The organism is Erythrobacteraceae bacterium WH01K, assembly GCA_027941995.1.
GTDB lineage: Bacteria > Pseudomonadota > Alphaproteobacteria > Sphingomonadales > Sphingomonadaceae > CAJXSN01.
This window is the reverse complement of record CP115966.1, coordinates 2,243,111-2,266,135: the sequence shown is the minus strand read 5'-3', so window position 1 is coordinate 2,266,135 and position 23,025 is coordinate 2,243,111. Positions and strand designations below refer to the sequence as shown.

The 23,025-nt window shown below is 65.2% G+C and carries 22 protein-coding genes and 1 tRNA gene; 13 read left to right on the top strand and 10 right to left on the bottom strand.

The window, feature by feature from the left end:
- Window positions 1-88: 88 nt before the first annotated feature.
- Window positions 89-763, top strand: coding sequence for a TIGR02281 family clan AA aspartic protease (locus PF049_11165; GenBank protein ID WBY16148.1), 675 nt, complete (start codon window positions 89-91; stop codon window positions 761-763).
- A 199-nt stretch (window positions 764-962) separates the two neighbouring features.
- Window positions 963-4,286 (top strand): autotransporter domain-containing protein, encoded by a 3,324-nt coding sequence (locus PF049_11160; protein ID WBY16147.1) that lies wholly within the window; start codon window positions 963-965, stop codon window positions 4,284-4,286.
- Window positions 4,287-4,401: 115 nt separating this feature from the next.
- Here the strand turns inward: PF049_11160 and PF049_11155 are convergent, their stop codons facing one another.
- Both PF049_11155 and PF049_11150 read right to left on the bottom strand, forming a co-directional pair.
- Window positions 4,402-4,794 carry an I78 family peptidase inhibitor gene (locus PF049_11155; GenBank protein ID WBY16146.1) on the bottom strand — a complete coding sequence of 131 codons (393 nt, stop codon included), beginning with the start codon at window positions 4,792-4,794 and terminating at the stop codon, window positions 4,402-4,404.
- 56 nt (window positions 4,795-4,850) lie between these two features.
- A tRNA-Gln gene (locus PF049_11150) sits at window positions 4,851-4,925 on the bottom strand.
- Window positions 4,926-4,984: 59 nt separating this feature from the next.
- Between PF049_11150 and argE the strand changes: the two genes are divergently transcribed.
- Complete coding sequence (gene argE, locus PF049_11145) at window positions 4,985-6,139, top strand: acetylornithine deacetylase (protein ID WBY16145.1); 1,155 nt, start codon at window positions 4,985-4,987, stop codon at window positions 6,137-6,139.
- Between the two features lie 3 nt (window positions 6,140-6,142).
- Here the strand turns inward: argE and yghU are convergent, their stop codons facing one another.
- A complete protein-coding gene (gene yghU / locus PF049_11140; protein WBY16144.1) occupies window positions 6,143-6,994 on the bottom strand; it encodes a glutathione-dependent disulfide-bond oxidoreductase in 852 nt (283 codons plus the stop codon).
- Window positions 6,995-7,098: 104 nt separating this feature from the next.
- Between yghU and PF049_11135 the strand changes: the two genes are divergently transcribed.
- Window positions 7,099-8,127 carry a DNA topoisomerase IB gene (locus PF049_11135; protein WBY16143.1) on the top strand — a complete coding sequence of 343 codons (1,029 nt, stop codon included), beginning with the start codon at window positions 7,099-7,101 and terminating at the stop codon, window positions 8,125-8,127.
- A 48-nt stretch (window positions 8,128-8,175) separates the two neighbouring features.
- Window positions 8,176-10,239 carry an NAD(+) synthase gene (locus tag PF049_11130; GenBank protein WBY16142.1) on the top strand — a complete coding sequence of 688 codons (2,064 nt, stop codon included), beginning with the start codon at window positions 8,176-8,178 and terminating at the stop codon, window positions 10,237-10,239.
- Window positions 10,240-10,280: 41 nt separating this feature from the next.
- On the opposite strand, the gene PF049_11125 is transcribed toward PF049_11130, so the two are convergent.
- The gene (locus PF049_11125; GenBank protein WBY16141.1) at window positions 10,281-10,874 is read right to left on the bottom strand and encodes an NAD(P)H-dependent oxidoreductase; all 594 of its coding nucleotides are present in this window, start codon (window positions 10,872-10,874) and stop codon (window positions 10,281-10,283) included.
- Window positions 10,875-10,897: 23 nt separating this feature from the next.
- Window positions 10,898-11,632: a pirin family protein gene (locus tag PF049_11120; protein ID WBY16140.1), complete on the bottom strand. Its 735-nt coding sequence runs from the start codon at window positions 11,630-11,632 to the stop codon at window positions 10,898-10,900.
- A gap of 109 nt (window positions 11,633-11,741) precedes the next feature.
- On the opposite strand from PF049_11120, the gene PF049_11115 reads away from it, so the two are divergent.
- Window positions 11,742-12,644, top strand: a complete 903-nt coding sequence (locus tag PF049_11115) for a LysR family transcriptional regulator (GenBank protein ID WBY16139.1) — start codon at window positions 11,742-11,744, stop codon at window positions 12,642-12,644.
- A gap of 18 nt (window positions 12,645-12,662) precedes the next feature.
- On the opposite strand, the gene PF049_11110 is transcribed toward PF049_11115, so the two are convergent.
- From PF049_11110 to PF049_11095, 4 genes are all read right to left on the bottom strand, one after another.
- Window positions 12,663-13,337: a glutathione S-transferase gene (locus PF049_11110; GenBank protein WBY16138.1), complete on the bottom strand. Its 675-nt coding sequence runs from the start codon at window positions 13,335-13,337 to the stop codon at window positions 12,663-12,665.
- Window positions 13,316-14,311, bottom strand: a complete 996-nt coding sequence (locus PF049_11105) for a rhodanese-related sulfurtransferase (GenBank protein WBY16137.1) — start codon at window positions 14,309-14,311, stop codon at window positions 13,316-13,318. Before PF049_11105 ends, PF049_11110 begins: the two co-directional genes overlap by 22 nt.
- 4 nt (window positions 14,312-14,315) lie before the next feature.
- Window positions 14,316-15,395: a branched-chain amino acid aminotransferase gene (locus PF049_11100; GenBank protein WBY16136.1), complete on the bottom strand. Its 1,080-nt coding sequence runs from the start codon at window positions 15,393-15,395 to the stop codon at window positions 14,316-14,318.
- Window positions 15,396-16,056: 661 nt separating this feature from the next.
- Window positions 16,057-16,644 carry a hypothetical protein gene (locus PF049_11095; protein WBY16135.1) on the bottom strand — a complete coding sequence of 196 codons (588 nt, stop codon included), beginning with the start codon at window positions 16,642-16,644 and terminating at the stop codon, window positions 16,057-16,059.
- Window positions 16,645-16,678: 34 nt separating this feature from the next.
- Here PF049_11095 and PF049_11090 point away from each other — a divergent pair, with 34 nt between their 5' ends.
- From PF049_11090 to PF049_11065, 6 genes are all read left to right on the top strand, one after another.
- Window positions 16,679-17,416: a TlyA family RNA methyltransferase gene (locus PF049_11090; protein ID WBY16134.1), complete on the top strand. Its 738-nt coding sequence runs from the start codon at window positions 16,679-16,681 to the stop codon at window positions 17,414-17,416.
- Between the two features lie 118 nt (window positions 17,417-17,534).
- Window positions 17,535-18,089, top strand: coding sequence for a tryptophan-rich sensory protein (locus PF049_11085; protein WBY16133.1), 555 nt, complete (start codon window positions 17,535-17,537; stop codon window positions 18,087-18,089).
- An 84-nt stretch (window positions 18,090-18,173) separates the two neighbouring features.
- Window positions 18,174-18,422, top strand: a complete 249-nt coding sequence (locus PF049_11080; GenBank protein ID WBY16132.1) for an accessory factor UbiK family protein — start codon at window positions 18,174-18,176, stop codon at window positions 18,420-18,422.
- 18 nt (window positions 18,423-18,440) lie between these two features.
- Window positions 18,441-19,061: a recombination protein O N-terminal domain-containing protein gene (locus tag PF049_11075; protein WBY16131.1), complete on the top strand. Its 621-nt coding sequence runs from the start codon at window positions 18,441-18,443 to the stop codon at window positions 19,059-19,061.
- A gap of 18 nt (window positions 19,062-19,079) precedes the next feature.
- Window positions 19,080-20,138: a 3-isopropylmalate dehydrogenase gene (gene leuB, locus PF049_11070; protein WBY16130.1), complete on the top strand. Its 1,059-nt coding sequence runs from the start codon at window positions 19,080-19,082 to the stop codon at window positions 20,136-20,138.
- Between the two features lie 24 nt (window positions 20,139-20,162).
- Window positions 20,163-21,251, top strand: a complete 1,089-nt coding sequence (locus tag PF049_11065) for a glycosyltransferase family 2 protein (protein WBY16129.1) — start codon at window positions 20,163-20,165, stop codon at window positions 21,249-21,251.
- A 25-nt stretch (window positions 21,252-21,276) separates the two neighbouring features.
- On the opposite strand, the gene PF049_11060 is transcribed toward PF049_11065, so the two are convergent.
- Window positions 21,277-22,548, bottom strand: a complete 1,272-nt coding sequence (locus PF049_11060) for a glycosyltransferase family 39 protein (GenBank protein WBY16128.1) — start codon at window positions 22,546-22,548, stop codon at window positions 21,277-21,279.
- A gap of 237 nt (window positions 22,549-22,785) precedes the next feature.
- On the opposite strand from PF049_11060, the gene PF049_11055 reads away from it, so the two are divergent.
- Window positions 22,786-23,019, top strand: a complete 234-nt coding sequence (locus PF049_11055) for a hypothetical protein (GenBank protein ID WBY16127.1) — start codon at window positions 22,786-22,788, stop codon at window positions 23,017-23,019.
- The last annotated feature ends 6 nt before the right edge of the window (window positions 23,020-23,025 follow it).

The following is a 23,025-nucleotide window of genomic DNA, read 5'->3' as shown; positions in this document are numbered from 1 at the left end:
GCCAATTGCGGCCGCCTGAGCAGCAGCACCTGAACTGCCGCGAAATCCGTTCATACCAATGCCACCGCCGCGCCCCTATATAGGGGGCGTGGACCTGAAAAACCTCTTTGCCGCCATCGCCGAACGCATTGCCGCGATACCCCAGTCCCAGCTCCTGATGCTGGCCGTCGGCGCCATGCTGGTCGGCTGGATCGGCAGCATGATGCGCCGCGGCGGCGTACCGCTCGCAGGCCTGGTTCGGGGTGCGAGCACGATCGTCCTGGTCGGGGTCCTTGTCACGGTGGTCCTGCAGATCGCCCGGCTGGATCCGCGGCTCGATGTGGCCATGCCCGGCATGGGCCTGCCCGAGCAGACGGTCGTGGGCGAGGAAACCCGGATACCGCTCGCGCAGGACGGACATTTCTGGCTGCAGGCGGAAATCAACGGCGTGCCGGCGGATTTCCTGGTCGATACGGGCGCAACGCTGACTGCCGTGTCGCAGGCGACGGCCGACGCGGCCGGTCTCGAGCCCAATCGCCAGCGCCTGCCGGTCCAGATGACGACGGCCAACGGCACGATGACGGTTTCCATGACGTCGATCGGTGAACTGCGCTTCGGCAATGTGGCCGCGCGCGGCCTTGATGCGGTTATCGCGCCCAACATGGGGACGACGAATGTGCTGGGCATGAACCTGCTCAGCCGGCTGGCCGGATGGCGGGTCGAGGATAACGTCATGATCCTTACGCCGAACAATCCTCAGGACGATCTGGTCCGCGCTTCGTAATGAGTACTGGAGCACAATAATATTACACGCAATGTTCATGCTGCGGTGCACAAAACGGGCAAAAGCGGACTTTAATCTATGGAAGTTGCTTTTTGAGGGGCTTTCCAAAAGATGAATAAATCGTAAGGTTTCCTTCTTGGGTGGTGCCGAGTCGCCGGGCCCCGGCGGCATAGTCACCTCAGAAAAAGGGGAATATCTCATGACGACTGCCAACGGGCTGCGCCGCAGCCTTCTACTGGCCACCAGTTTCGCGGCCATTTCCGCCACGGCCCCCGTCGTCGCGCAGGAAGTGGACGAAGACCAGTTCCGCGTCGCGCCGGAACGGGCTTCGGTGGTGAACACGGTTGCGAACCCGGCGTTCGACACGAACGCGCAGGCGACCGAATTCCAGGTTGAAAACTATCGCCATGTCGTGCCCGGCGTGGTCGATCCCAACCTGCCACCGCCCGACGGTGTCCTTGATAACACCGGCGTCAACGGCATCGGCATGATGTACCGCGATCCGGGTTTCGTCTGCTCGGGCTCGCTGGTCAATCCACGCATGGTGATCTTCGCCGCGCACTGCGTGAACGACGTTCCGCAGGAAGAATACGGTGTCGACACCGGCGGTACGCCGATCGCGTTCTCCTTCGGCGACGATGCGCTTCCCGGCTTCATCAGCTGGTTCAACAACGACTTCGAAACGAACGAAGAGCTCGCCGTTTATGACGTCGAGCATGTCTGGTACGACGAGCGCTCGCTCGAAGGCGACAATATCGGGTTCCTGGAGGCCGATATCGCGATCGCGACCCTCGACACCCCGGCACACGATATTCCGAAATGGGCACTGCTCTTTACCCCGCTTAGCGAGCAGGCGCATGCGACGGTTACGGGTTATGGCCGGTCCGGCAGCGGATCCAGTGGTGATTTCCAGGGAATCGACTGGCGCCGCCGCGCGGGTGAGAACTTCGTCTCGTGGCTGGGTTCGATCGACGATCGCAACGAATTCCTGTTCGGTGATGCAGGTGGCGACAATCCCAGCTCGCTGTACTGGACGGCGTTCACCTGCCGCGAACCGAACGACGACGTCGGCTGCGAATACGACTTCAAGATTTTCGGCGACGACGATGTGGCCCTGCCGCTCGAATCGACGACGGCAGGTGGCGATTCCGGCGGTCCGCTGATTATCGACGAAAAATTCGACATGCCGGTCATCGCGGCTGTCCTGTCGGGCGGCTCGCGCTTCTTCGGCCCGCAGGTCTTCAGCAGCTTCGGAACGGTCAGCTTCTACCAGCCGCTGTTCCAGTACTGGAACCTGATCGTCGAGAACAATCCCTACACCTTTGCCTCGGCGCAGAAGGGTGACGGCAACTGGTTCGACAAGAAGCACTGGGTTCGCGATCTCGATCCGTCCTACATGGTCGAAGTCGATGGTGAGCTGGTCAATGGGGTTCCCACCACGCTCGGCACGGAAACCGCTGGCGGCGCCGCCGGTTTCGGTGACGTCTGCTTCTTCGACGACTGCCAGACATTCGATTACGATCCCGTCGTGGTCGCGGACGGTGTCAATTACGCTATCGTCCCCAACGGTCCGCTGACTTCGAACTTCGTACCGAACAATGTGACAGCCGATCCGTCGAATGGCGTTCGTCCGCAGTATTTCGAAGTGAGCCTCGAACAGGAAGGCCGCACCTTCCTGGCGGGCGATGTCGAAATCGACAAGCTGGATATTGCCGGGCAGGCAGAGCTGGTCGTCCGTACCAGCGGCACGCTCAGCGTCCTCGGCGATTACACCCAGTTCGGCGGAACCACGAACAACCTCGGCAATATCGTCGCCAACGATTTCCTGTTCGGCGCCGGCGTCGTCAGCGGCACCGGGAATTTCTTTGCGGACTTCTCGACGGTCGGTGCGGCGCTTGTCGCTCCGGGTTCGACTACGCCGTTCTATAACGGTATCGGGCGGGCTGCGTACGGAACGCTGACCTTCAACGGGAACCTGATCATGACCTCCGGTAGCGTCTACAGTGTAGACGTGAGCGCCACGAGGAACGACCAGATCCGGGTGCGCAATGGTATCCTGTCACTGTCGAGCGATGTCTCGGACGGGGGAACGCTGTTCCTGCGTCGGCCCGCCAATGCCGCCAAACCGCGGGATGGGCAGCGTTTCGTCATCGCGCAGGCGCGTGACGGCATCGAAGGCGAATTCGGCGACGTGGTCAGCCTGCTCGGCAACCTCAATGCCGAACTGACCTATACCGACACGCTTGTCGCCGTGCAGCTCAAGGCGGGCAGCCTCGGTGCTTTCGTCGAAAGCGGTCTGGACGGACTGTCGGACGGCGATGCTGCGATTGCCGCATCTTTCGCGAAGGGTCTCGATGACCTGCGCGATGCCGGGTACTACGACAATCTGTCGAACCTCTTCGGCTATGTCGACCTGATGGATGCAGGCTCGCTCGCCTCGACGCTTTCGTCCTTTGCGCCGAGCTTCAACAGCGAGGCTTCGGGTCTTCAGGAGCGTCAGAGCCGTGTGCTGTTCAACGGCGTGACCGATCGCCTGTCGGTGATGGGCGGCGCTGCCGGTGGTTCGCTCAGCATTACGGGCGCGCCGCGTGCCGCGATCGGCGGCTCGTACGAAAGCGCTGCTGTCAGCACCCGCCTGGGTGTTGCCGGGCTTGCCCCGACCAGCGAGGCGCAGATGGCGCTTCCGGAAGGCGTGACCGGCTTCGTGACCGGCGGCGTGATCAGCTCGGCCAACAGCTTCGGCGTCAACGACACCGCAGCCGACGGCCAGCGTTCGAGCTATTTCGGCATGGGTATCGAGCACGAGATGGCGAAGAACCTGACCATGGGCGTGGCCTTCGGCCGCGCATCGGGTCGCAGCAATATCGGCGGCGACTTCGCCGATAGCGAGCTGAACCAGGTGGCGGGCTATGCGTCCTACGATCTTGGCGGCGGGGCCTATCTGGGCGCTGTCGGCACGATGGAAAATGCCGAGCTGGAGACCACGCGTTCCGGCTTCGACGGGACCAATGGCTACCAGCTGCTGGGCGCCTCCAAGGTCAGCAAGATGACCGCTATGGCAGAGGCCGGCGTCAATGTCGGCATCTCCAGCGGCCTGACGCTGACGCCGCGGGCGCAGATGGCTTGGTCGCGCACGCATCTGGACGGCTTCGACGAGATCGGCGGCGAGACCGCCCTTCAGATCGACGACCTGAAGACCGAGCAGCTGCAAGCGCGCTTCGGCGCCAAGCTGGCCGGCGAGCAGGGCATTGCCGGCAAGTGGGCGATCGTCCCGCAGGTGCAGGCCGACTACGTTCGCGTGTTGGGCGGCAGCAATGACGGCATGACGGTCCGGTTCGCCGGGGCCAGCGATGTGCCGATCGCCCTGCCGTTCGCAGGCGGCGACACCAGCTGGGGCGAGGTCCGCGGCGGCGTGAAGCTGACCAACGGCACGGTCCAGTTCGGTGCCAGCTTCGAGACCGCCATCGGCCGCGAAGACTTCCGCGACGACCGCGCCATGGCCGACCTGACGGTCCGCTTCTAGGGCGCCCCGAACAGCCAACCCCGCGCCCGGCAAACGGCGCGGGGGGGGGGGGGCAAGCGAAAAGGGCCGCGGAAAATCCGCGGCCCTTTTTGCCGTTTTACGATCGGAGAGTGATTCAGCCGCAGCGGGCCTGCGCGACGCGGCCTTCCTCGTCGGTCAGCACGGTCAGGCGGTCGGTCCGGTAATCCATCGTCATCGCTTCACCCGGGCCGACCACGCGCTGCACTTTCGCGCCGCTTTCCTTCATCATCGCGGCCAGCGTTTCTGGCGATGCTGACTGCCCGACATAGGCGGCGAGGCCATCTTCGCGGCAGGCACCGATGCCGTCCAGGAACGCGCGCTCTTCCTCTGTATATTCCCGCTCGCCGCCGGCACTGGGCTCTTCCCGTTCCATCGTGTCTTCTCCAGCAGGTCCCTGCGAGCCGCCCTGGTCCGGATAGGCTGCGCAGCCTGCCAGCGGCATGACGGCCATGGGAAGAGCGGCGATCAGGATCTGGATTGTCTTCATGGCAGGCAGCCTAGCGCAAAGGCAGCGCACTGCAAGATGAACGGACCGGAGAAAAGTGGCTGGGGTGGCAGGGATCGAACCTGCGAATGGCGATACCAAAAACCGCTGCCTTACCACTTGGCTACACCCCAGCAGGCGGATGCCCCTATAGCGTGTGGTGCGCAGATGGGAAGGGTGTAGAAGCATTGCCATGACCGATCTTCCCACCGCCCGCCGGATACTCGACACGCTGGTCGGGTTCGACACGACCAGCCACCGCAGCAATCTGGCGCTGATCGCATGGGTCGAGGACTATCTGCGCGGCCACGGCGCCATGTCGGAGCGGGTGGCGAACGAGGAGGGGACGAAGGCGAACCTGTTCGCGACCTGCGGACCCGCTCTGCCGGGCGGTGTGATCCTGTCGGGCCATACCGATGTCGTCCCGGTCGATGGGCAGGACTGGAGCGGCGATCCGTGGACCGTGCGCGAAGCAGACGGCAGGCTGACCGGGCGCGGCGTCACCGACATGAAAGGCTTCATCGCGCTCGCCCTGGCCTTCGTTCCGCGCTTTGCAAAGGGCGAGCTGCCGGTGCATCTGGCGCTGAGCTATGACGAGGAAGTCGGCTGCCAGGGCGCGCCTGCCATGATTGCCCGGATGGCAAAGACGATCCCCGCGCCGCGCCTCGCCATCGTCGGCGAGCCAAGTTCGATGCGGGTCGTGACAGGGCACAAGGGCATCGCCGTGCACGAGGTAACAATCCGCGGGCACGAAGCGCACAGCTCGCTGACCGAGCAGGGCCTGTCCGCCAACATGGTCGCCATCGACCTGATGCACGAGCTGTCGGTGCTGGCCGCGCAATTGCGTGAGCGCGCCGATCCCGAAAACGGCTTCGACCCGCCGCAGGCCACGCTGACCGTCGGCGTGATGGAGGGCGGGGAAGCGGCCAATATCCTGGCAGGCCATGCGCGCTTCGTATTCGACCTGCGCTGCCCGCCGGGGGAGGATCCGGACGCCATCCTCGCGCCGTTCCTGGCGAAGTGCGAGGAAATGGACGCGAGCATGAAAGCGCGCTTCCCCCATTGCGGCGTCAGCGTCGAGCGTCATGCGGGTACGCCGCCGATGACGCCGCTCGGCAGCGAGGACGCGGTGGCGTTCGTACGCCGCCTGACGGGCGAGAATGCCGCGCCGGTGCAGGTCGCCTATGCGGCAGAGGGCGGCCAGTTCCAGCGGGCCGGCTTTCCGACCGTCATCTGCGGACCCGGCAGTATCGAGCAGGCGCACCAGCCCGACGAATGGATCGCGCTAAGTCAGCTAGAGGCGGGCGTCCGCTTCATGGACCGTCTCGCCTCCGAACTGGGCGGATAGCGCCTAGACCGACTTGCCTTCGAAATCGGCGGCCGAATGCCGGTTGGGCAGCTTCGCGTCCTCGTCGTCGCCCCAGCTTTTGTTGACGATGAGCGCGCGGCGGGCGGCCGGACGCTCCCCGATGGTGTTCGCCCAGCGCGCGACATTTTCGTATTTGTCGATGCTCAGGAAGGTCTTGGCATCGTTATAGATCACGCCCTTGAAGAACGGCGCCAGCCAAGGCCAGGCGGCCATGTCGGCAATGGTGTATTCGTCCCCGGCAAGGAAGCGGGTCTGCGCCAGCCGCTTGTCCGCGACATCGAACAGGCGCTTCGTTTCCATGGCGTAGCGGTTGATGGGGTATTCGTATTTCTCCGGCGCGTAGGCGTAGAAATGACCGAAGCCCCCGCCGATGAAGGGCGCGCTGCCGACCTGCCAGAACAGCCAGCTGAGCATTTCCGCGCGGCCTGCGGGCGTCTCGCTCAGGAAAGCGCCGTATTTCTCGGCAAGGTGCAACAGGATCGCACCGCTTTCGAAAACGCGGATGGGATTGGGGCCGGTCCGGTCGACCAGCGCGGGGATCTTCGAATTGGGATTGATGTCGACGAAGCCGCTGGTGAACTGTTCGCCTTCGCCGATATTCACGATCCACGCGTCGTATTCGACCGGGAAGCCTGCCTCGATGAGCTCCTCCAGGATCAGGTTCGCCTTCACGCCGTTGGGGGTCGCCAGCGAATAGAGCTGGAAGGGATGTTCGCCGCTGGGCAGTTCCTTTTCCTCCCGCGCGCCGGAGACCGGGCTGTTGATATTGGCGAACCGGCCGCCATTCTCGGCATCGTGGATCCAGACCTTGGGCGGGGTGTAGGTATCGCTCATTTCGGGCATCTCCTGCGTTTCATGCGGGGCTTGCGGATTTTCGTTTCGTCGCAAATGGCCCCATGCAGGTGGAACCGCAAGGCGGGCACGCAGGTTTGCTTCGCATGGCTACCCAACCCGACCACCTGATCTTCGTCGACGACCAGTTGCCCGGCATCACGCGCAAGGGAGCCGGCAAGGGCTGGGCCTATTACGACGCCAAGGGTCGGCTGATCCGGGACCGCGCCGAAAAAAAGCGGCTGAACGCCATCGCCCTGCCGCCCGCCTATGTCGATGCCTGGTTCTGCCCTGCACCCAACGGGCATATCCTTGCCACCGGATACGATGCAAAGGGCCGCAAGCAGTATCGCTACCACCCCGATTTCCGCGCAATGCGGGAAAGCGAGAAGTTCGACCGCTGCCTGGCCTTCGGCGAATTGCTGCCCCTGATCCGTAAGCGCGTGCTGGAAGATCTCGAAGGCGACGCACCGACCCGCACCCGCACGCTGGCGGCCGTTGTGCGGCTTCTGGACATGGGTTTCATCCGCATCGGCAACCAGGCCTATGCAAAGAAGAACAAGAGTTTCGGTGCATCGACCCTGCGCGACCGTCACGCCAGGATCGACGGAAGCAAGGTTTCGATCAGTTTCATCGGCAAAGGCGGCAAGCAGCGCGACCTGACGCTGGACGACGAATTGCTCGCCCGCGCGGTGGAAGATGCGCGCGACGTCCCGGGCTATCACCTGTTCCAGTATGTCGATCCCGACGGATCGCGGCACGAGATCGGCAGCAGCGACGTCAATGCCTACTTGCGCGAGACGATGGGCGAGAAATTCTCGGCCAAGAACTTCCGCACCTGGCATGCAAGCGTGCTCGGCTTCGCGCGGCTGGCAGACGCGAAGGAGCGGCCGACCATCACGATGCTGTTGGACGAAGTCTCGGGCCGTCTGGGCAATACGCCCGCGGTGGCCCGCAAGAGCTACATCCACCCCGCTGTGATAGACGTGCTGGCGCGCGAGGATGATGGCTGGGAATCCTGGAAGGCACGGTTGAAGCTGCCGCGCGCGACCAAATATCTTACACGTCACGAGAACGGACTGATCGCCATGCTGCGCGAATGCCCCGATTGCGAAGATCTGCTCGCCGCCGCGTGATCCTTACCGCGCTTGCGCTCGGGCGCTTGTTCGGGAACAGGGGGCATCATGAGTGAAACCGGCGCGCATCCCTTCTTCGACATGCACACGCACGGATTCGTGCGGGTCGCGACCAGCACGCCCCATGTGCGCACGGCGGACATCGCCCACAACACCGCCGCCATCATCGAGCAGGCACGCGCGGCCGATGAAGAGGATGTCGACCTGCTCCTTTATCCGGAATTGTGCCTGACGTCCTATGCCGTCGACGATCTGCACATGCAGCAGGCGCTGCTCGATGCGACGGAGAATGCCGTGGCAGAAGTGGTCGCGGCGTCGAAGGAGATCACCCCGGTCCTGATCATCGGGGCAGCCCTTCGCAAGACCGGGCGGATCTACAATTGCGCCTTGGCCATTGCGAACGGCCGCCTGCTGGGTGTCGTGCCCAAGAGTTTCCTGCCGAATTACCGCGAGTTCTACGAGAAACGCTATTTCGCGCGCGGGCACAATGTGCAGGGGCAGGACATCACCGTGAACGGGGAAACCGTGCCGTTCGGGACGGACCTGGTCTTCGGGGCGGAAAACCTGCCCGGCTTCACCTTCGGGATGGAAATCTGCGAGGATTTCTGGGCCCCGCAGCCGCCCGGCACGCTCGCCGCGCTCGCCGGGGCGACGATCCTGTGCAACCTGTCCGCCAGCCCCATCACCATCGGGCGGAGCGAGGACCGGCACCTGCTGTGCAAGGCCAGTTCCAACCGCTCCATCTGCGCCTACGCCTATTCCGCCAGCGGCCATGGAGAAAGCACGACCGACCTTGCCTGGGACGGGCAGGGCATGGTCTACGAACTGGGCGAGCTGATGGTCGAGAGCGTGCGCTTCGACTTCGATGCGGAGCTGTGCGTGACCGATATCGACACGGCGCGCATCCTTTCCGAACGCATGCGCAACGGCACGTTCAACGACGGTGCGGAATATGCCGGCCGGCCGGAAGACTGGTTCCGCCGCGTGGGCTTCACCCACCGCTACCGCGGCGGCGATATCGGCCTCCGCCGCGCCGTGCGCCGTTTCCCCTTCGTGCCGAACCGGCCGGGCAAGCTGGACGAGGATTGCTACGAGGCTTTCAACATCCAGGTCGACGGCCTGATGCGGCGGATGCAGGCGGCGAAGCCCAAGTCGCTGGTCATCGGGATTTCGGGCGGGCTGGACAGCACGCACGCCCTGCTGGTGGCGGCCAAGGCCTGCGACCGGCTGGGTCATCCGCGCAGCATGATCCGCGGCTACACCATGCCCGGCTTCGGCACGTCCGACGGCACGAAATCGAACGCGTGGAAGCTGATGGAGGCGAGCGGCATCACGGCGGAGGAAATCGACATCCGCCCGTCTGCCCGCACGATGCTGGAAAATATCGGCCATCCCTTCGCAGATGGCGAGCCGGTTTACGACACCACGTTCGAGAACGTGCAGGCGGGCCTGCGCACCGATTACCTCTTCCGCCTTGCCGGACAGCATGACGGGTTCGTGGTCGGCACGGGCGACCTGAGCGAACTGGCTTTGGGCTGGTGCACCTATGGGGTGGGTGACCAGATGAGCCATTACGGCGTCAATTCGGGCGTGCCCAAGACGCTGATCCAGTACCTCATCCGCTGGACGGAGCGGACCGACCAGTTCGGCGGCGCGCTGGACGATGCGCTGGAAGCCGTGCTGGCGACCGAGATCAGCCCGGAACTGATCCCCGAAAGCGAGGATGGCGAAATCCAGAGCACGGAAGGCACGATCGGCCCCTACGAGCTCAACGACTTCTTCCTCCACCACCTGCTGCGCTATGGCCAGCGGCCCAGCCATGTCGCCTTTCTTGCCTGGCATGCATGGCACGACGCGCAAAGCGGGGTATGGCCGATGCATTTCCCCGACGATCGCCGCAACCAGTACGCGCTTGGCGAGATCCGCAGCTGGCTGCGCAAGTTCCTTTGGCGGTTCTTCGAATTCAGCCAGTACAAGCGCAGCGCGATGCCCAACGGTCCGAAGGTCACGGGCGCAGGGGCGCTCAGCCCGCGCGGCGACTGGCGTGCGCCCAGCGACGCGGTGGCGAAGCTGTGGCAGGCGGAACTGGACGAGAAAGTGCCGGAGAACTAGGCGCGAGCGACTAGCTCCCCGGCACTCAATCACTTGCAGGATCAGGCGGCGAGCTTTTCCGCTTCCTGCTTCGCTTCGGCGATCTTCTCCTCGCCGCCTTCGCCCATGATGGCATCGGCGGCGACATGGCGGACATCGGTGATACCCAGGAAGCCGAGGAAGAATTTCAGCCACGGCGTCATGAAATCGATCTCGCTTTCCACCGTCGTCCCGCCGCTGGCGATGGCGAGATAGGCGGTCTTGCCGGTCAGCTTCCCCTGCGGCCCGCTGGGCGTGTATTCGAACGTGGTCCCGGCCCGGGCGACGAGGTCGGCCCATGCCTTGACCGTGGCGGGCATCGCGAAATTATAGATCGGCGTGCTAAACACGATTTTGTCCGCCGCCTGCAATTCCTCGATCAGCGTATCGGCAATCGTCGCCAGCGCATGCTGGTCGTCCGTCCGATCGCCATAGGGCGCGAGATTGGCGGCGAAGCGATCGGCATCGACGAAGGGAATGTCGTTGTCCGACAGGTCGCGCACGGTGACATTCGCGCCCTCTTTCGCCGCCAGGCTGTCGACCACGCGCTGGCCGAGATCGTTCGATACGGATTCGCCGCCGCGAATGCTGGCCTTGATGTGCAGAATATTGGTCATGAAAAGTCTCCTTGTATCGTGGTTCAGGCCGCGTCGACGAGGACGAGTTCGCTGTCCTCAACCGCGGTGATGGTAATGCTGTCCTCGCCCGTGATGGCGACACCGTCGCGGGCGTTTGCCCCGACGCCGTCGGCGCCGTCCTCCACGCGGATCTTGCCGGTGGCGGGCACGAGATAGAGGTGCCGCGAGGCATCGCGCGGGGTGTAGGTGACGCTGGTCCCGGCCTTCACCGTCGCGCCGAGGACTTCCGCATCGGTGCGAATGGGCAAAGCGCCGCTGTCGTCGTTCCCGGCTTCGTCGTCATTCGCCGCGCCGCTGGCGAGGGCGACGAACTGCCCGCTGCGTTCTCCCTTGGGGAACTTGCGCGCGCCCCAGCCGGGCTGCCCGCCGCGTTCGCTCGGGATGATCCACAGCTGGAACAGCGTGGTTTCTTCGTCCTCCGCATTCCATTCCGAATGCTGGACGCCGTTGCCCGCGCTCATCACCTGCACGTCGCCCGCCTCGGTGCGGCCTTCATTGCCCATGCTGTCGCGGTGGGTGATCGCCCCGGTGCGGACATAGGTGATGATCTCCATGTCGCTGTGGGGATGGGTGGGGAAGCCGCTGTTGGGCGCGATCCGGTCGTCGTTCCAGACGCGCAGCGCGCCCCAGTTCATCCGCGCCGGGTCATGGTAACCGGCGAAGGAAAAATGGTGATGCGCATCCAGCCAGCCGTGATTGGCGGCGCCGAGCGTATTGAAGGGGCGAAGTTCGATCATGCGATATCTCCTCGTGTTATGAGCGGAAGGTAGGCCTTGCCGTTCCATCGGAAAACTGGGATAAAACACGCCATGATGTTCGGAGAATCAGAACGGTGAGCAAGGGCCTGTGAAACTGACCGATCCAACGCTGGACCAGATCCGGATATTCCTCGCTGTCGAGGAGGAGGGCAGTTTCGGCGGCGCCGCCCGGCGCATGGGGCGCGCCGTCTCTGCCATCAGTTACGGCATCGCGCAGATGGAGGCGCAGCTGGGCGTCGCACTGTTTGCCCGCGAAGGCTCGCGAAAGCCGGTGCTGACCGATGCCGGCCGCGGCCTCCTGCCGGAGGCGCAGGCCATCGCCGACCGCGCCGATGCCCTGCTTGCGAAAACGCGCAGCCTGCATGCCGGGCTGGAAAGCGATATCGGGCTGGCGCTGGACGTCATGGTGCCGGGCGAAGTCACCGCCCATGCCTTGCGCGAGTTCCGAACAATATTCCCGACCGTGTCCCTGCGCTTGCAGGTAGAGGCTCTGGGCGCGGTTGCGGCCTGCCTGCTGGACGGGCAATCCGAACTGGCCATCGGCGGCCCCGTCATCGGCGACCATCCCGACCTGGAAAGGCAGGCCATCGGGGAGGTCGAGCTGGTCCCTGTGGCAGCCCCCGGACACCCACTTGCCCAAGGCGGCATCGCGACGGGGCAGAGCCGCGAGCATCTGCAGCTTGTCCTGTCCGACCGGTCCAGCCTGACCGAGGGGCGGGAATTTTCCGTACTCAGCCCCCGAAGCTGGCGGCTGGGCGATCTCGGCGCGAAGCACGCCCTGCTCAAACAGGGCATCGGCTGGGGCAACATGCCGCGCCCGATTGTGGCAGACGATCTGGCGAGCGGGGCGCTGGTGCTGCTGGACCTGCCTGAAAAACCGGGCGCGGCCTATGCGCTGAATGCGATCTGGCGGCGCGATACGCGGCCCGGCCCGGCAACAAGCTGGCTGATCGACACGTTCCGCGAACGGCTGGCCCGCTGCCCGGACTAGATAAGGATCAAGCCCCGGTCAGACGGTGCCGAACACCACCGGCGTATCGCCCGGCTTCCAGACGTCGTGTTTGGTCATTACCGACCGGAACAGGTCGGACGCCAGATGTTCCTCCAGCCATGCCTGCACATGGGGGATGGGCTGGGCGTCGAACCAGTCGCGGTCGGTATTGGCGAACTGGCGGATGAAGGGAAACAGGGCGATGTCGGTAAAGCCGCGCCGTTCGCCGCCGATCTGGGCCTGGCGCGCGAGCAGCAGGTCGAGATCGCTCAGGATGGCCAGCGCCTCGCCACGGTGGTCGACTTTTCCGTGATCCGGTTCTTCCTCGTAGCGGTTGGGATATTTGTAGCGGTCGAGGTGATGCTTGAAATCGCCGTCGAACAGTCGCAGCAAGGCCGCGTTCTCGCTTGCCAGCCAGCCTTCGGGATCGCTTTGCCCCAGCGCCCAGCGCATGATGTCGAGGCTTTCTTCCAGCACCGTGCCGTCCGGCAATTGCAGGACCGGGACGGTTCCCTTGGGCGATGCTTCGAGCAGGGCGGCGGGCTTGTCCGCCAGCTTCACCTCGCGCAAGATCGCCTGCATCCCGCTGATCCGCAGACCCATCCGCCCGCGCATGGCGTAGGGGCAGCGGCGGAAGCTGTAGAGGATAGGGTGTTCGCTCGCCTGACCGGTCATGGGAATTTCGGGCCCCATTCGCTTTCCCAGTCGCCGCCGTCCTTCAATTCCTTTTCCGGCAAGACTGCGCCGACATGCGCCTCGCCGCGTTTGCGAGCGAGCTCTTCCTGCCTGTGCCGCTCGGCATAGCGGGCGCGGTCCTCGTCCGTCCGCTCGTCGATGCAGCCGGCGCAGGAGATGCCCTCGACGTAATGCTCCGACTTCGTGTCGTCCTCGTTCAAGGGGCGGCGGCAGGCGCGGCACAGCGTGTAGCTGCCGGTTTCGAGCCCGTGCTTCACCGTCACCCGCTCGTCGAAGACGAAGCATTCGCCTTCCCACCGGCTCTCTTCCTCGGGCACGGTTTCGAGATATTTCAGGATGCCGCCTTTCAGGTGGACGACGTCTTCCACCCCTTCGCCGCGCAGGAAACTGGTGGATTTCTCGCAGCGTATGCCGCCGGTGCAATACATCGCGACACGCGGTGTCCTGCCCTGGCCGAGCAGTTCGTCGCGCCGCTGCCGGAACCATGTGGGGAAGTCGCGAAATGTCTCTGTCCCGGGATCGATCGCGCCCTTGAACTTGCCAGCTGCGACTTCGTAATCGTTGCGCGTGTCGATCAGGATCGTGTCCGGATCGGCCAGAACCGCGTTCCAGTCCTGCGCATCGACATAGCGCCCGACGCTGGCGGTGGGATCGACCGACGGTTCGCCCATCGTCACGATCTCTTTCTTCAGCCGCACCTTCATGCGGTAGAACGGCATTTCGGCCGCGCGCGAGAATTTCAGCTCCAGCGTCTCGCAGCCGGGCAGTGCGCGGATATGATCGAGTATGGCGGCAATCGCGTTGTCGTTGCCAGCGATCGTGCCGTTGATTCCCTCGGGCGCGAGCAGGATCGTGCCTTTGACGCCCGCAGACATGCAGGCCGCCAGCAGCGGTTCGCGCAAGGCAGCGGGATCGTCGAACGCGGTGAAGCGGTAGAGCGCGGCTACCTGTATCGGGAGGCTTGTCGCCATCGACCTACAGCTTCGTCACCCAGCCATGGGTGTCCCGCGCGGCGCCTTTCTGGATCGCCACCAGCCGCTCGCGCAGCTTGGTGGTGAGCTGGCCGGGGCCGCCGCTGCCGATGGTAAATTCGCCGTCAGGGCCGGCGACCGTGCCCACGGACGTCACGACTGCCGCGGTGCCGCACGCCATCGTCTCGGTCAGGCGGCCCATGGTCGCATCGGCGCGCCACTGGTCGATGGAATAGGGCTCCTCGCGCAGTTGAAGGCCTTCCTCGCGGATAAGCTTGATCAGGCTGTCGCGGGTGATGCCGGGCAGGATCGTGCCGGTCAGCGGCGGGGTGACCACGCTGCCGTCGTCGAACACGAAGAACAGGTTCATGCCGCCCAGTTCCTCGATCCACTTGCGCTCCACCGCGTCGAGGAAGACGACCTGGTCGCAGCCCTGCTCGATGGCTTCGGCCTGCGGGACGAGGCTGGCCGCGTAATTGCCACCGGTCTTCGCGGCGCCCGTGCCGCCCGGCGCCGCGCGCACATAGTCGCGGCTGACCCAGATCTTCACCGCCGGTGCGCCCGACTTGAAATAGCCGCCGACCGGGCAGGCGATCAGGATATATTTGTACTGCTTCGCCGGACGCACGCCGAGGAAGGCTTCGGAAGCGAACATGAAGGGCCGCAGATACAGCGCGCCGCCTTCGATGGTGGGGACCCAGTCCCGGTCCGCCGCGACGAGCTGGCGGATGGAATCCATGAACAGCTCCTCGGGCAATTCGGGCATCGCCATGCGCCGCGCGCTGGCGTTGAACCGCGCCGCATTCGCCTCGGGACGGAACAGGGCAAGGCCGTCATCCGCCTGCTTGTACGCCTTCATCCCTTCGAACACTTCCTGCGCGTAATGCAGGACAGAGGCGGCGGGATCGAGGCTGATCGGCTCGCGCGGACCAATGCTGGCCTGGTGCCAGCCACCTTTTTCCGCATCGTAGTCGATTACTACCATGTGATCGGTGAAATTGGTCCCGAAACCGGGGTCGAGCAGCACCTGGTCACGCGTGGCGGACGGTACGGGCGCGGGGTGGGGGAGGGCCTTGAAATCCATAGTGCGCGCGTAATGGGACACGGCGGTTGAAGCAAGGTTATCGAGGGGGATTGCGTGTTTGCGAACCGACCTCCGTCGGTTCGTCCTCGCTAGACGCGCAGCAAGCTGCGTCCGCTGCGGGCGGGCAGTCGCCCTTGCGGCGCGCTGGTCGCGTGCCGGGATTCGCGACAAAACTTCTGGCTTGGAATGGTTCGGGGTCGACAGGCCTCGCAAGGCCGACCGGCCGCCCCCGGCGACGCGCCCGTCAGGGTGCGTGAATGAGGAAGCAAGGGGCACGGACGCGCCCCGCCCGCAGGGTCCAAACAGAAAATGAAAAGGGCAGCTTCTCGCCCGTAGGAGAAGCTGCCCCAAGCATGGTCAGCGGCCGTAAAATGCCGCTCACAAAGCCTTACTCGGCTAGAGAATGTTACCGAATATGCTCCGTGCGGGATTTCACCGACCTCGCAACTGAACCATGAGACATCGGATCACCTCCTTTCAAGCTATGAAGCAAGACCCCGCCGTTTCACCGGGGGCCGAGCAGGGCGTTCTGCGCCGAACTCGAGAGGGAATGTGAGTCTTCCGGACGGCGAAAACAAGCCTTGAAGAAATGTTTTCCCACGTCATACTCGCGCATCTGTTTTCCAGGCGACCGGTTGGTCTGCCGCCTTGTGCAAATAGCCTAGCGGCAATCCTCGATAACCCGTGTCACTTCGGCCCATGCGGGCACGTAGAGTGTCTCCAGCCCGCTCGTCTCGACGGCGAAGCGTCCGCGCGAGAATGCCATGGCATCCAGCAGCCGGTCGCTTGCCTGCAGCGTCGCGATGATCATCGGGCGGCCATCGGGCGACGGCGTCGCCGTCAGCATCCGGTCCGCCGTTTCGGTGCGGATGCGCATGGGAAGCTCGCTGGCGGCATTGCCGGCGCGCACGATCCGCACGGTGCGGTCCGTCTTGCGGCATTCCAGGCCGAGGCGAGCCGCCTCTCCGGCGGGACCGAACAGGGCGTAGCTGAGGCCTGCGCCGTCGGTGTAACTCCAGTCGCCCGGCGTCTGCGGTGCATCCAGCCAGTTCTCGTAAACCGGTGCAGGCGGAGGCGGCGGCGGCGCGGGCGCTGGCTGTACGGGCTGCGAAGGCGGGGGCGGTGTCGGTTCCGGCGCGGGCGGGGTGCAGCAGGCAACGCCAATGCAGCCGACGAGCAGCGCAGCCTTCGCGGCGCGGCTACGCAGAAGGGGACGATGTGCGGGATTTCGATTCTGTGCAGGTGACATAGTGTCTCAATGCGCGCTAACCGCCTTCGGGTCCATGCTAAAGAAAATACGCCTCGACCAATTGCTCGTCTCGCGCGACCTGGCGCCCAGCCGCACCCGTGCCCAGGCGCTGGTGATGGCCGGCGCGGTCTATTCCGGCGAGGTAAAGATGACAAAGCCCGGCCAGCAAATGGCAGAGGACGCGCCGCTGGAAGTGCGCGGCCGCGACCATCCGTGGGTGGGCCGCGGCGGGATCAAGCTGGCGCATGCGCTGGCCCATTTCGGCCTCGATCCCGCAGGCGTCACCGCGATGGACATCGGCAGCTCTACCGGCGGGTTCACCGACGTCCTGCTGACGAACGGGGCGGCGCATGTCTTCGCCGTCGATTCCGGGACCAACCAGCTCGCCTGGAAACTGCGGCAGGACGACCGGGTGACCGTGCTGGAGCAGACGAGCGCACGCATCCTGACGCCTGCCCATATCGACCGGCCCTGCGACTGGGTGGTGTGCGATGCGAGTTTCATCAGCCTGCAGAAGGTGCTGGAACGCCCGTTCGAACTGGCCGCGCCCCGGTGCCGGGTGGTTGCTCTCATCAAGCCGCAATTCGAGGTCGGGCGCGAGGAAGTGGGCAAGGGCGGCGTGGTGCGCGACCCCGCGCTTCACCAGCGAACCTGCGACGAGGTGCAGGCCTGGCTGGAGGCGACCGGCTGGCGCGTGGAAGGCATCGTGGAAAGCCCGATCAAGGGGCCGGAAGGCAATATCGAATTCCTGATTACCGCGACCCGGGGCTAGTCCGCCCACGGCTCCGGCACGATTCCACAATGGGACAGATCGCCCGCAGCGCTTGCGCCTGCCTGTCCCACGGGGCAAACCCCGCGCCGTTGGTCGCACCGAATCGACTGGAGGATACATGACAGGTCTCGCCTCACGCGGGCAGCTGCGCGCCAGTTTGCTGCGCTGGTCGTTGTTCACGATCCCTGCCTGCGTCCTGCTGGGCTTCCTGTCCGGCTTCCTGTTCCAGTCGGGCCCCGAAAACCCGTGGTTCGCGATGCTGGAAAAACCCGCCATCTATCCGCCGCCGTCGCTGTTCGGCATCGTGTGGACGATCCTGTATGTCATGATGGGGTTCGCGCTGGCACTGGTCTGCGCCGCATGGGGCGCGCGTGGGCGGACGCTGGCGATCACACTCTTCATCCTGCAATTCCTGGTCAATCTCGCCTGGACGCCGACCTTTTTCGGTGCGCAGGAGATTACGCTGGCGCTGGTGGTGATCGGTGTGCTGGACGTTCTGCTTGTCGCGACCATCATCGCGTTCTGGCGGGTGAGGAAACTGGCGGCGATCCTGCTGCTGCCCTATCTCGCCTGGGCGCTGTTCGCGACCGTGCTGAATTACCAGTTCCTGCAGCTCAATCCCGATTACGATGCGCCCATGCCCAGCAACGCGGCCCAGCGTATCGAACTTTGAGCGTATCGATTTCTGGGCGCATCGCTTTCTGACAGTGGGCGCAAAGCCCTTGCAGGAGCGGTGCCGGCACGCCAGATAGTTTCCATGCAGAGCCAGAACCCCATGATCGCCGATTTCGTGAAGCTGATGAACGGAGCGGCCGGCACATTTGCCGGCATGACCCGCGAGGCGCGGGAAACGGCGCGGGAGCGCGTGAAGGAAACCGTCGGCGGCCTCGATTTCGTCAGCCGCGAGGAATTCGACGCGGTCAAGGCGATGGCCACCAAAGCGCGCGAGGAAAACGAGGCGCTGGCCAAGCGGATCGAAGCGCTGGAAGCCAAGCACAAGCTGTAACGAGGCAAGGGCGCGCCCGTGGACCTGCGCGCGCCTGCGATCCTGCTGGCCGCGCGCGCGCACGGCGAAACCGCCGTCATCGCGCGGCTGCTGACAGAGCAGTATGGCGTGGTCGCCGCCTATGTTGCCGGCGGGCGGGGCCGCGTGCTCAGGCCGGTGGTCATTCCAGGCAATCTGGTCGAGGCCCAATTGCGCGCGAAATCGGACAGCCAGCTGCCCTTCGCGAAGATCGAATTGCTGGAAAGCCGCGGCCCGTGGCTGAGCGAGCCCTTGCCGGCCGCCGCGATCCAGTGGGTCACCGCGCTGACCGCCAGCGCGCTGCCCGAACGCAGTCCGTACCCCGCGCTTTTCAACGCCTTGCAAGGCGTCCTTACCGCCATTTGCCAGGCGCCGAGCGCGCGCGGCTGGGCACGCGGCCTGCTTGTCTACGAGGCGCTGCTGCTGCGTGAAATGGGCTATGGCGGGATGCGGCCAAAGGCGGAGAGCCTAGGCGATATTGTCGCGGCCATGGAAAAACTGGAGGCGCCGATCGCCCAGTATTTGCTAACCGGGCGCACCCGGCAGGCGACCGGTCAGGTCCAGGGCCAGACGATGGCGGCCCGCAGCGCGCTGTTGGCGCGGCTGCGGCGAATGATTTGAGATACAGGCGGCAAGATCATGAAAATAGCGGTTTTTCCCGGTGACGGTATCGGCCCCGAGGTCACGGCGGAGGCCGTGCGGGTGCTGGAGGCGCTGGACCTGCCGGGCCTGACCCTGTTCGAAGGCGATGTCGGCGCGGCTGCCTATCGTCTCCATGGCCACCCGCTGCCCGAAGAGACGCTGACCATGGCGCGCGAGGCCGATGCCGTGTTGTTCGGCGCGGTCGGCGATCCGTCCTGCGACGACCTGCCGCGCGAGCACCGGCCCGAACAGGCGGTGCTGGGCCTGCGCTCGCAGCTCGGCCTGTTTGCGAATTTGCGGCCTGCGACCATGTTCGAAGGGCTGGAGGATGCCAGCGCCCTGCGGCCGGAGATCGCCCGCGAGATCGACCTGCTGATCGTGCGCGAACTCAACGGCGACGTCTATTTCGGCGAGAAGGGCACGCATACCCTGCCGGACGGCCAGCGCGAGGGCTGGGACCGCATGGCCTATTCGGCAGGCGAGGTGCGCCGCATCGCGCATACCGCTTTCCGCGCGGCGCAGACCCGCAGCAAACGCCTGACCAGCGTCGACAAGGCGAATGTGCTGGAAACCAGCCAGCTCTGGCGCGACGTGGTAATCGAGGTTGCGGCGGAGTATCCGAACGTGACGCTCGACCATCTCTATGTCGACAACGCCGCGATGCAGCTCGTCCGGGCGCCGGGGCAGTTCGATACGATCGTGACCGGCAATCTGTTCGGGGATATCCTGTCCGACCAGGCCAGCATGTGTGTCGGCTCCATCGGCCTGCTCCCCAGCGCCAGTCTGGGCGAGCGGGAGACGCAGCACGGCACCTTCGGCCTTTACGAACCCATTCACGGCAGCGCGCCCGACATTGCCGGGCAGGGCAAGGCGAACCCGCTCGCCGCGATCCTGTCCGCCGCCATGATGCTGCGCCATTCCTTCGGCCGCGCTCAGGACGCCGACCGGATCGAAAACGCGGTGGCGTGCGTCCTGGCAGACGGGGTTCGCGGGTTCGATCTCGGCGGCGAGGCAGGGACAAGGGACCTCGGCGACGCGGTGCTGGCGCGTCTCTGAGGAGCCTTGTAACAGGCAGGGGCCATGCCCCAGCTTGCCGTCATCCTGCCCACGCTGAACGAGCGCGAAAACCTGGCGTCGCTGGTCGAGCGGATCGAGACCGCCCTGGCCGGTATCGCGTGGGAAATCGTCATCGTCGACGACGACAGTGCCGACGGCACGGCGGACCTTGCGCGCAGGCTGGCGGCGGCGGATGCCCGTATCCGGGTGCTCCACCGCATCGGGCGGCGGGGGCTTGCCTCTGCCGTGCTGGAAGGGGTGCTGGCGACGCCCGCGCGCTTCGTCGCGGTGATGGATGCCGATCACCAGCATGACCCGGCCTTGCTGGAACGTATGCTGGACTCGGTTGCGAACGGCCATGCGGACATTGCCGTTGCCTCCCGCTTCATGGAAGGTGCCAGCGCGGCGGGCCTTGACGGGGCGGGGCGCGCAAAAGCCTCCGGCCTTGGCAACCGGCTGGCGCGGGCCGTCACCGGCGTCCGGCTGAGCGATCCGATGAGCGGATATTTCCTGATGCGGACCGATGCCCTGCGCGCGCTTGCCCCGCGTTTGTCGGGCATCGGGTTCAAGCTGTTGCTCGACATCCTGTCCGCCGCGCCGGGGCAATTGCGCGTTGTCGAGGTTCCCCTCCGTTTCGCGGAGCGGCGCAGCGGGACCAGCAAGCTCGACAACGCGGTCGCCTTCGAATTCCTCGTCGGCCTCTACGACCGCTACCTGGGGCGGATCGTGCCGACGCGCTTTGCCATGTTCGCCAGTGTCGGCGCGCTGGGTGTGGCCGTGCATGTCGCGGTGCTGGCGCTGCTGCATGTGGCGCTGAGCAGTGAGTTCGTGTTCGCGCAGGCGCTGGCGACCCTTGCCGCGATGACGTTCAATTTCTGGCTCAACAACCTCCTGACCTATGCCGATCGCAGGCTGCGGGGAGCGGGGGCGCTGCTGCGCGGATGGGCGGGATTCTGCCTGACTTGCTCGGTCGGAGCGCTGGCCAATGTGGGGCTGGCCGGTTTTCTCGAGGCGCGGGGCCTCTACTGGCTGCTGGCGGCCGGCGCCGGTATCGTCATCGGGGCGGTGTGGAATTACGCCCTGTCCAGCCGGTTCGTCTGGGGCCGGTTCTGACGACAACAGGCCGGAGCCGCCCGCGTCAGGTCCAGCTTTCCAGCCAAGACCATTTCTCGAAGCTGCGGATATTGTCCAGCGGCGCAGCACTCAGGATCGGGTAGTAGAAGGCGAACAGCGTCAAGCTTGCCCCGACCGTGCCGATCATGGGCCAGCGCAGGCCCCGCTGCCACACTGCGTCCAGTGCCAGCGCCAGTGCGGCGAGCAGGAAACAGCTGGCCGCGAAATAGTGGTAGTAGAACTGCGTCGGCTTGGCTGCGACGATCCAGAAGCCCAGCGCCGCCGCATACAGCACGAGCACGGCCAGCGCGTCCATCCGCCGCCTGACGAGGCCTGCCCAGGCACACCATGCGAGTGCCGGCAGGGCGATGAGCATGGTCAGCGGATTGCCGATCAGCATGACCCCGCGCTGCGCCCCGTCGACGCCTTCGTAAAGATACCAGATCGCCCGCCAGTTCAGCACCCAGTCGGCCCACATGCTCTGATAGGTGTGCGGTGCCTTCACGCTCTGCTGCAGGTCCAGCATCGTGCGCTGCAGGCCGGGCAGGGACGTCTCGGCGAAGGGCGAGGGGGAAACCAGCAGCGCCGGTGCGAAGCTGGCGCAATAGACCAGCAGCGGAACGGCACCGAGCCACAGGGCCGCCTCGGCCAGGGTGATGCCGGGCACGGGCGCGCCCCGCCGGCTCATCAGCAGCCGCCTGCGACCGGCGCTCCAGCGCGCGGCCAGGAAGGTCAGGCCGAACAGCGGCGCGAAGGGGATCATCGTCCACTTCACCGCGAGCGCGGCCCCGATCGCGATGCCGCACAGGGCAAGCCGCCAGCGGCCCGTCTCCGGTTCGCGCACCGCGCCCGCCGCCTGCCACAGGGCCAGGGCGAGGAACGCGATAAACAGCCCGTCCAGCATCGCGATCCGCGCATGGACGAACAGGTGGAACCCGCTTGCAAGAAGCAAGGCGTAGCCGATCGTGGCCGCCCTCCGCTCGCTGGCGAACCACAGGGCCCGGGCAAAGGCGAACAGGGCGATGGTGCCCGCCACGGCCGAGGGCAGCCGCCATCCCAGCGGCGTATCTCCGAAAGCGGCGATGCTGGCAGCGATGATCAGCTTGCCGAGCGGCGGATGCTCGGCATTGGGCCAGCCTTCGAGGTCCAGCAGGATGCGGGCTGCGGGGACGTAGTGGATCTCGTCGAAATACAGCTGCGAAGGCGTGGTTATGCGCCAGAGCACGCCGCAAAGAAAAATGGCGCAGATGGCCAGTATCGGCCCCAGCGGGTCTTTCTCGTGTGTCGCGGGCGCCATGGACCGGAATGAATACCAGCAGCCGACGCCGCTGCAACCGCATTGATTCAGCAGGGCATGAAACAGGTCGCGGCTCTCGAAGTGTTCGCATATTCGACAGGACAGCTCGCCCCGCTTCGATAACAGACTGGCGAAAACATACTATTTTTCATCGCGAATCGGGTTTATGGCCATGCACAGGCGAGCTTCGACCGTGGGCTTGTCGGTCGCTCAATCCCCGATTTTCGGAGTATTTATATGACGTTCAAATCCATCGGCCTCTCCATGGCCGCTCTTGGCCTGGCGATTGCGCCGGTCACCGCGCAGGCAACCGTGGCCGACCGTTCGGCTCCTGTTGCCGAAAGCAGCGAACTGGGCGGCGGCGACGCTACTCCGACGCTCATCATTCTGGCTATCGGCGCCATCGGCATCACCCTGCTGGCCGTGCTGGGCGATGATGACGACGATGACGATATTCCCGTCAGCGTGTAATTCGCT

Excerpts from the sequence above, each read along its gene's own strand:
- PF049_11120 (WBY16140.1), bottom strand. The coding sequence starts at position 11,632 with ATGATCGAACTTCGCCCCTTCAATACGCTCGGCGCCGCCAATCACGGC.
- argE (WBY16145.1), top strand. The coding sequence starts at position 4,985 with ATGACCGATCTTCCCACCGCCCGCCGGATACTCGACACGCTGGTCGGG.
- PF049_11080 (WBY16132.1), top strand. The coding sequence starts at position 18,174 with ATGCAGAGCCAGAACCCCATGATCGCCGATTTCGTGAAGCTGATGAAC.
- PF049_11100 (WBY16136.1), bottom strand. The coding sequence starts at position 15,395 with ATGGATTTCAAGGCCCTCCCCCACCCCGCGCCCGTACCGTCCGCCACG.
- PF049_11130 (WBY16142.1), top strand. The coding sequence starts at position 8,176 with ATGAGTGAAACCGGCGCGCATCCCTTCTTCGACATGCACACGCACGGA.
- PF049_11055 (WBY16127.1), top strand. The coding sequence starts at position 22,786 with ATGACGTTCAAATCCATCGGCCTCTCCATGGCCGCTCTTGGCCTGGCG.
- PF049_11135 (WBY16143.1), top strand. The coding sequence starts at position 7,099 with ATGGCTACCCAACCCGACCACCTGATCTTCGTCGACGACCAGTTGCCC.
- PF049_11085 (WBY16133.1), top strand. The coding sequence starts at position 17,535 with ATGACAGGTCTCGCCTCACGCGGGCAGCTGCGCGCCAGTTTGCTGCGC.
- PF049_11060 (WBY16128.1), bottom strand. The coding sequence starts at position 22,548 with ATGGCGCCCGCGACACACGAGAAAGACCCGCTGGGGCCGATACTGGCC.
- yghU (WBY16144.1), bottom strand. The coding sequence starts at position 6,994 with ATGAGCGATACCTACACCCCGCCCAAGGTCTGGATCCACGATGCCGAG.
- PF049_11155 (WBY16146.1), bottom strand. The coding sequence starts at position 4,794 with ATGAAGACAATCCAGATCCTGATCGCCGCTCTTCCCATGGCCGTCATG.
- PF049_11125 (WBY16141.1), bottom strand. The coding sequence starts at position 10,874 with ATGACCAATATTCTGCACATCAAGGCCAGCATTCGCGGCGGCGAATCC.
- PF049_11160 (WBY16147.1), top strand. The coding sequence starts at position 963 with ATGACGACTGCCAACGGGCTGCGCCGCAGCCTTCTACTGGCCACCAGT.
- PF049_11065 (WBY16129.1), top strand. The coding sequence starts at position 20,163 with ATGCCCCAGCTTGCCGTCATCCTGCCCACGCTGAACGAGCGCGAAAAC.
- PF049_11095 (WBY16135.1), bottom strand. The coding sequence starts at position 16,644 with ATGTCACCTGCACAGAATCGAAATCCCGCACATCGTCCCCTTCTGCGT.
- PF049_11090 (WBY16134.1), top strand. The coding sequence starts at position 16,679 with ATGCTAAAGAAAATACGCCTCGACCAATTGCTCGTCTCGCGCGACCTG.
- PF049_11105 (WBY16137.1), bottom strand. The coding sequence starts at position 14,311 with ATGGCGACAAGCCTCCCGATACAGGTAGCCGCGCTCTACCGCTTCACC.
- PF049_11110 (WBY16138.1), bottom strand. The coding sequence starts at position 13,337 with ATGGGGCCCGAAATTCCCATGACCGGTCAGGCGAGCGAACACCCTATC.
- leuB (WBY16130.1), top strand. The coding sequence starts at position 19,080 with ATGAAAATAGCGGTTTTTCCCGGTGACGGTATCGGCCCCGAGGTCACG.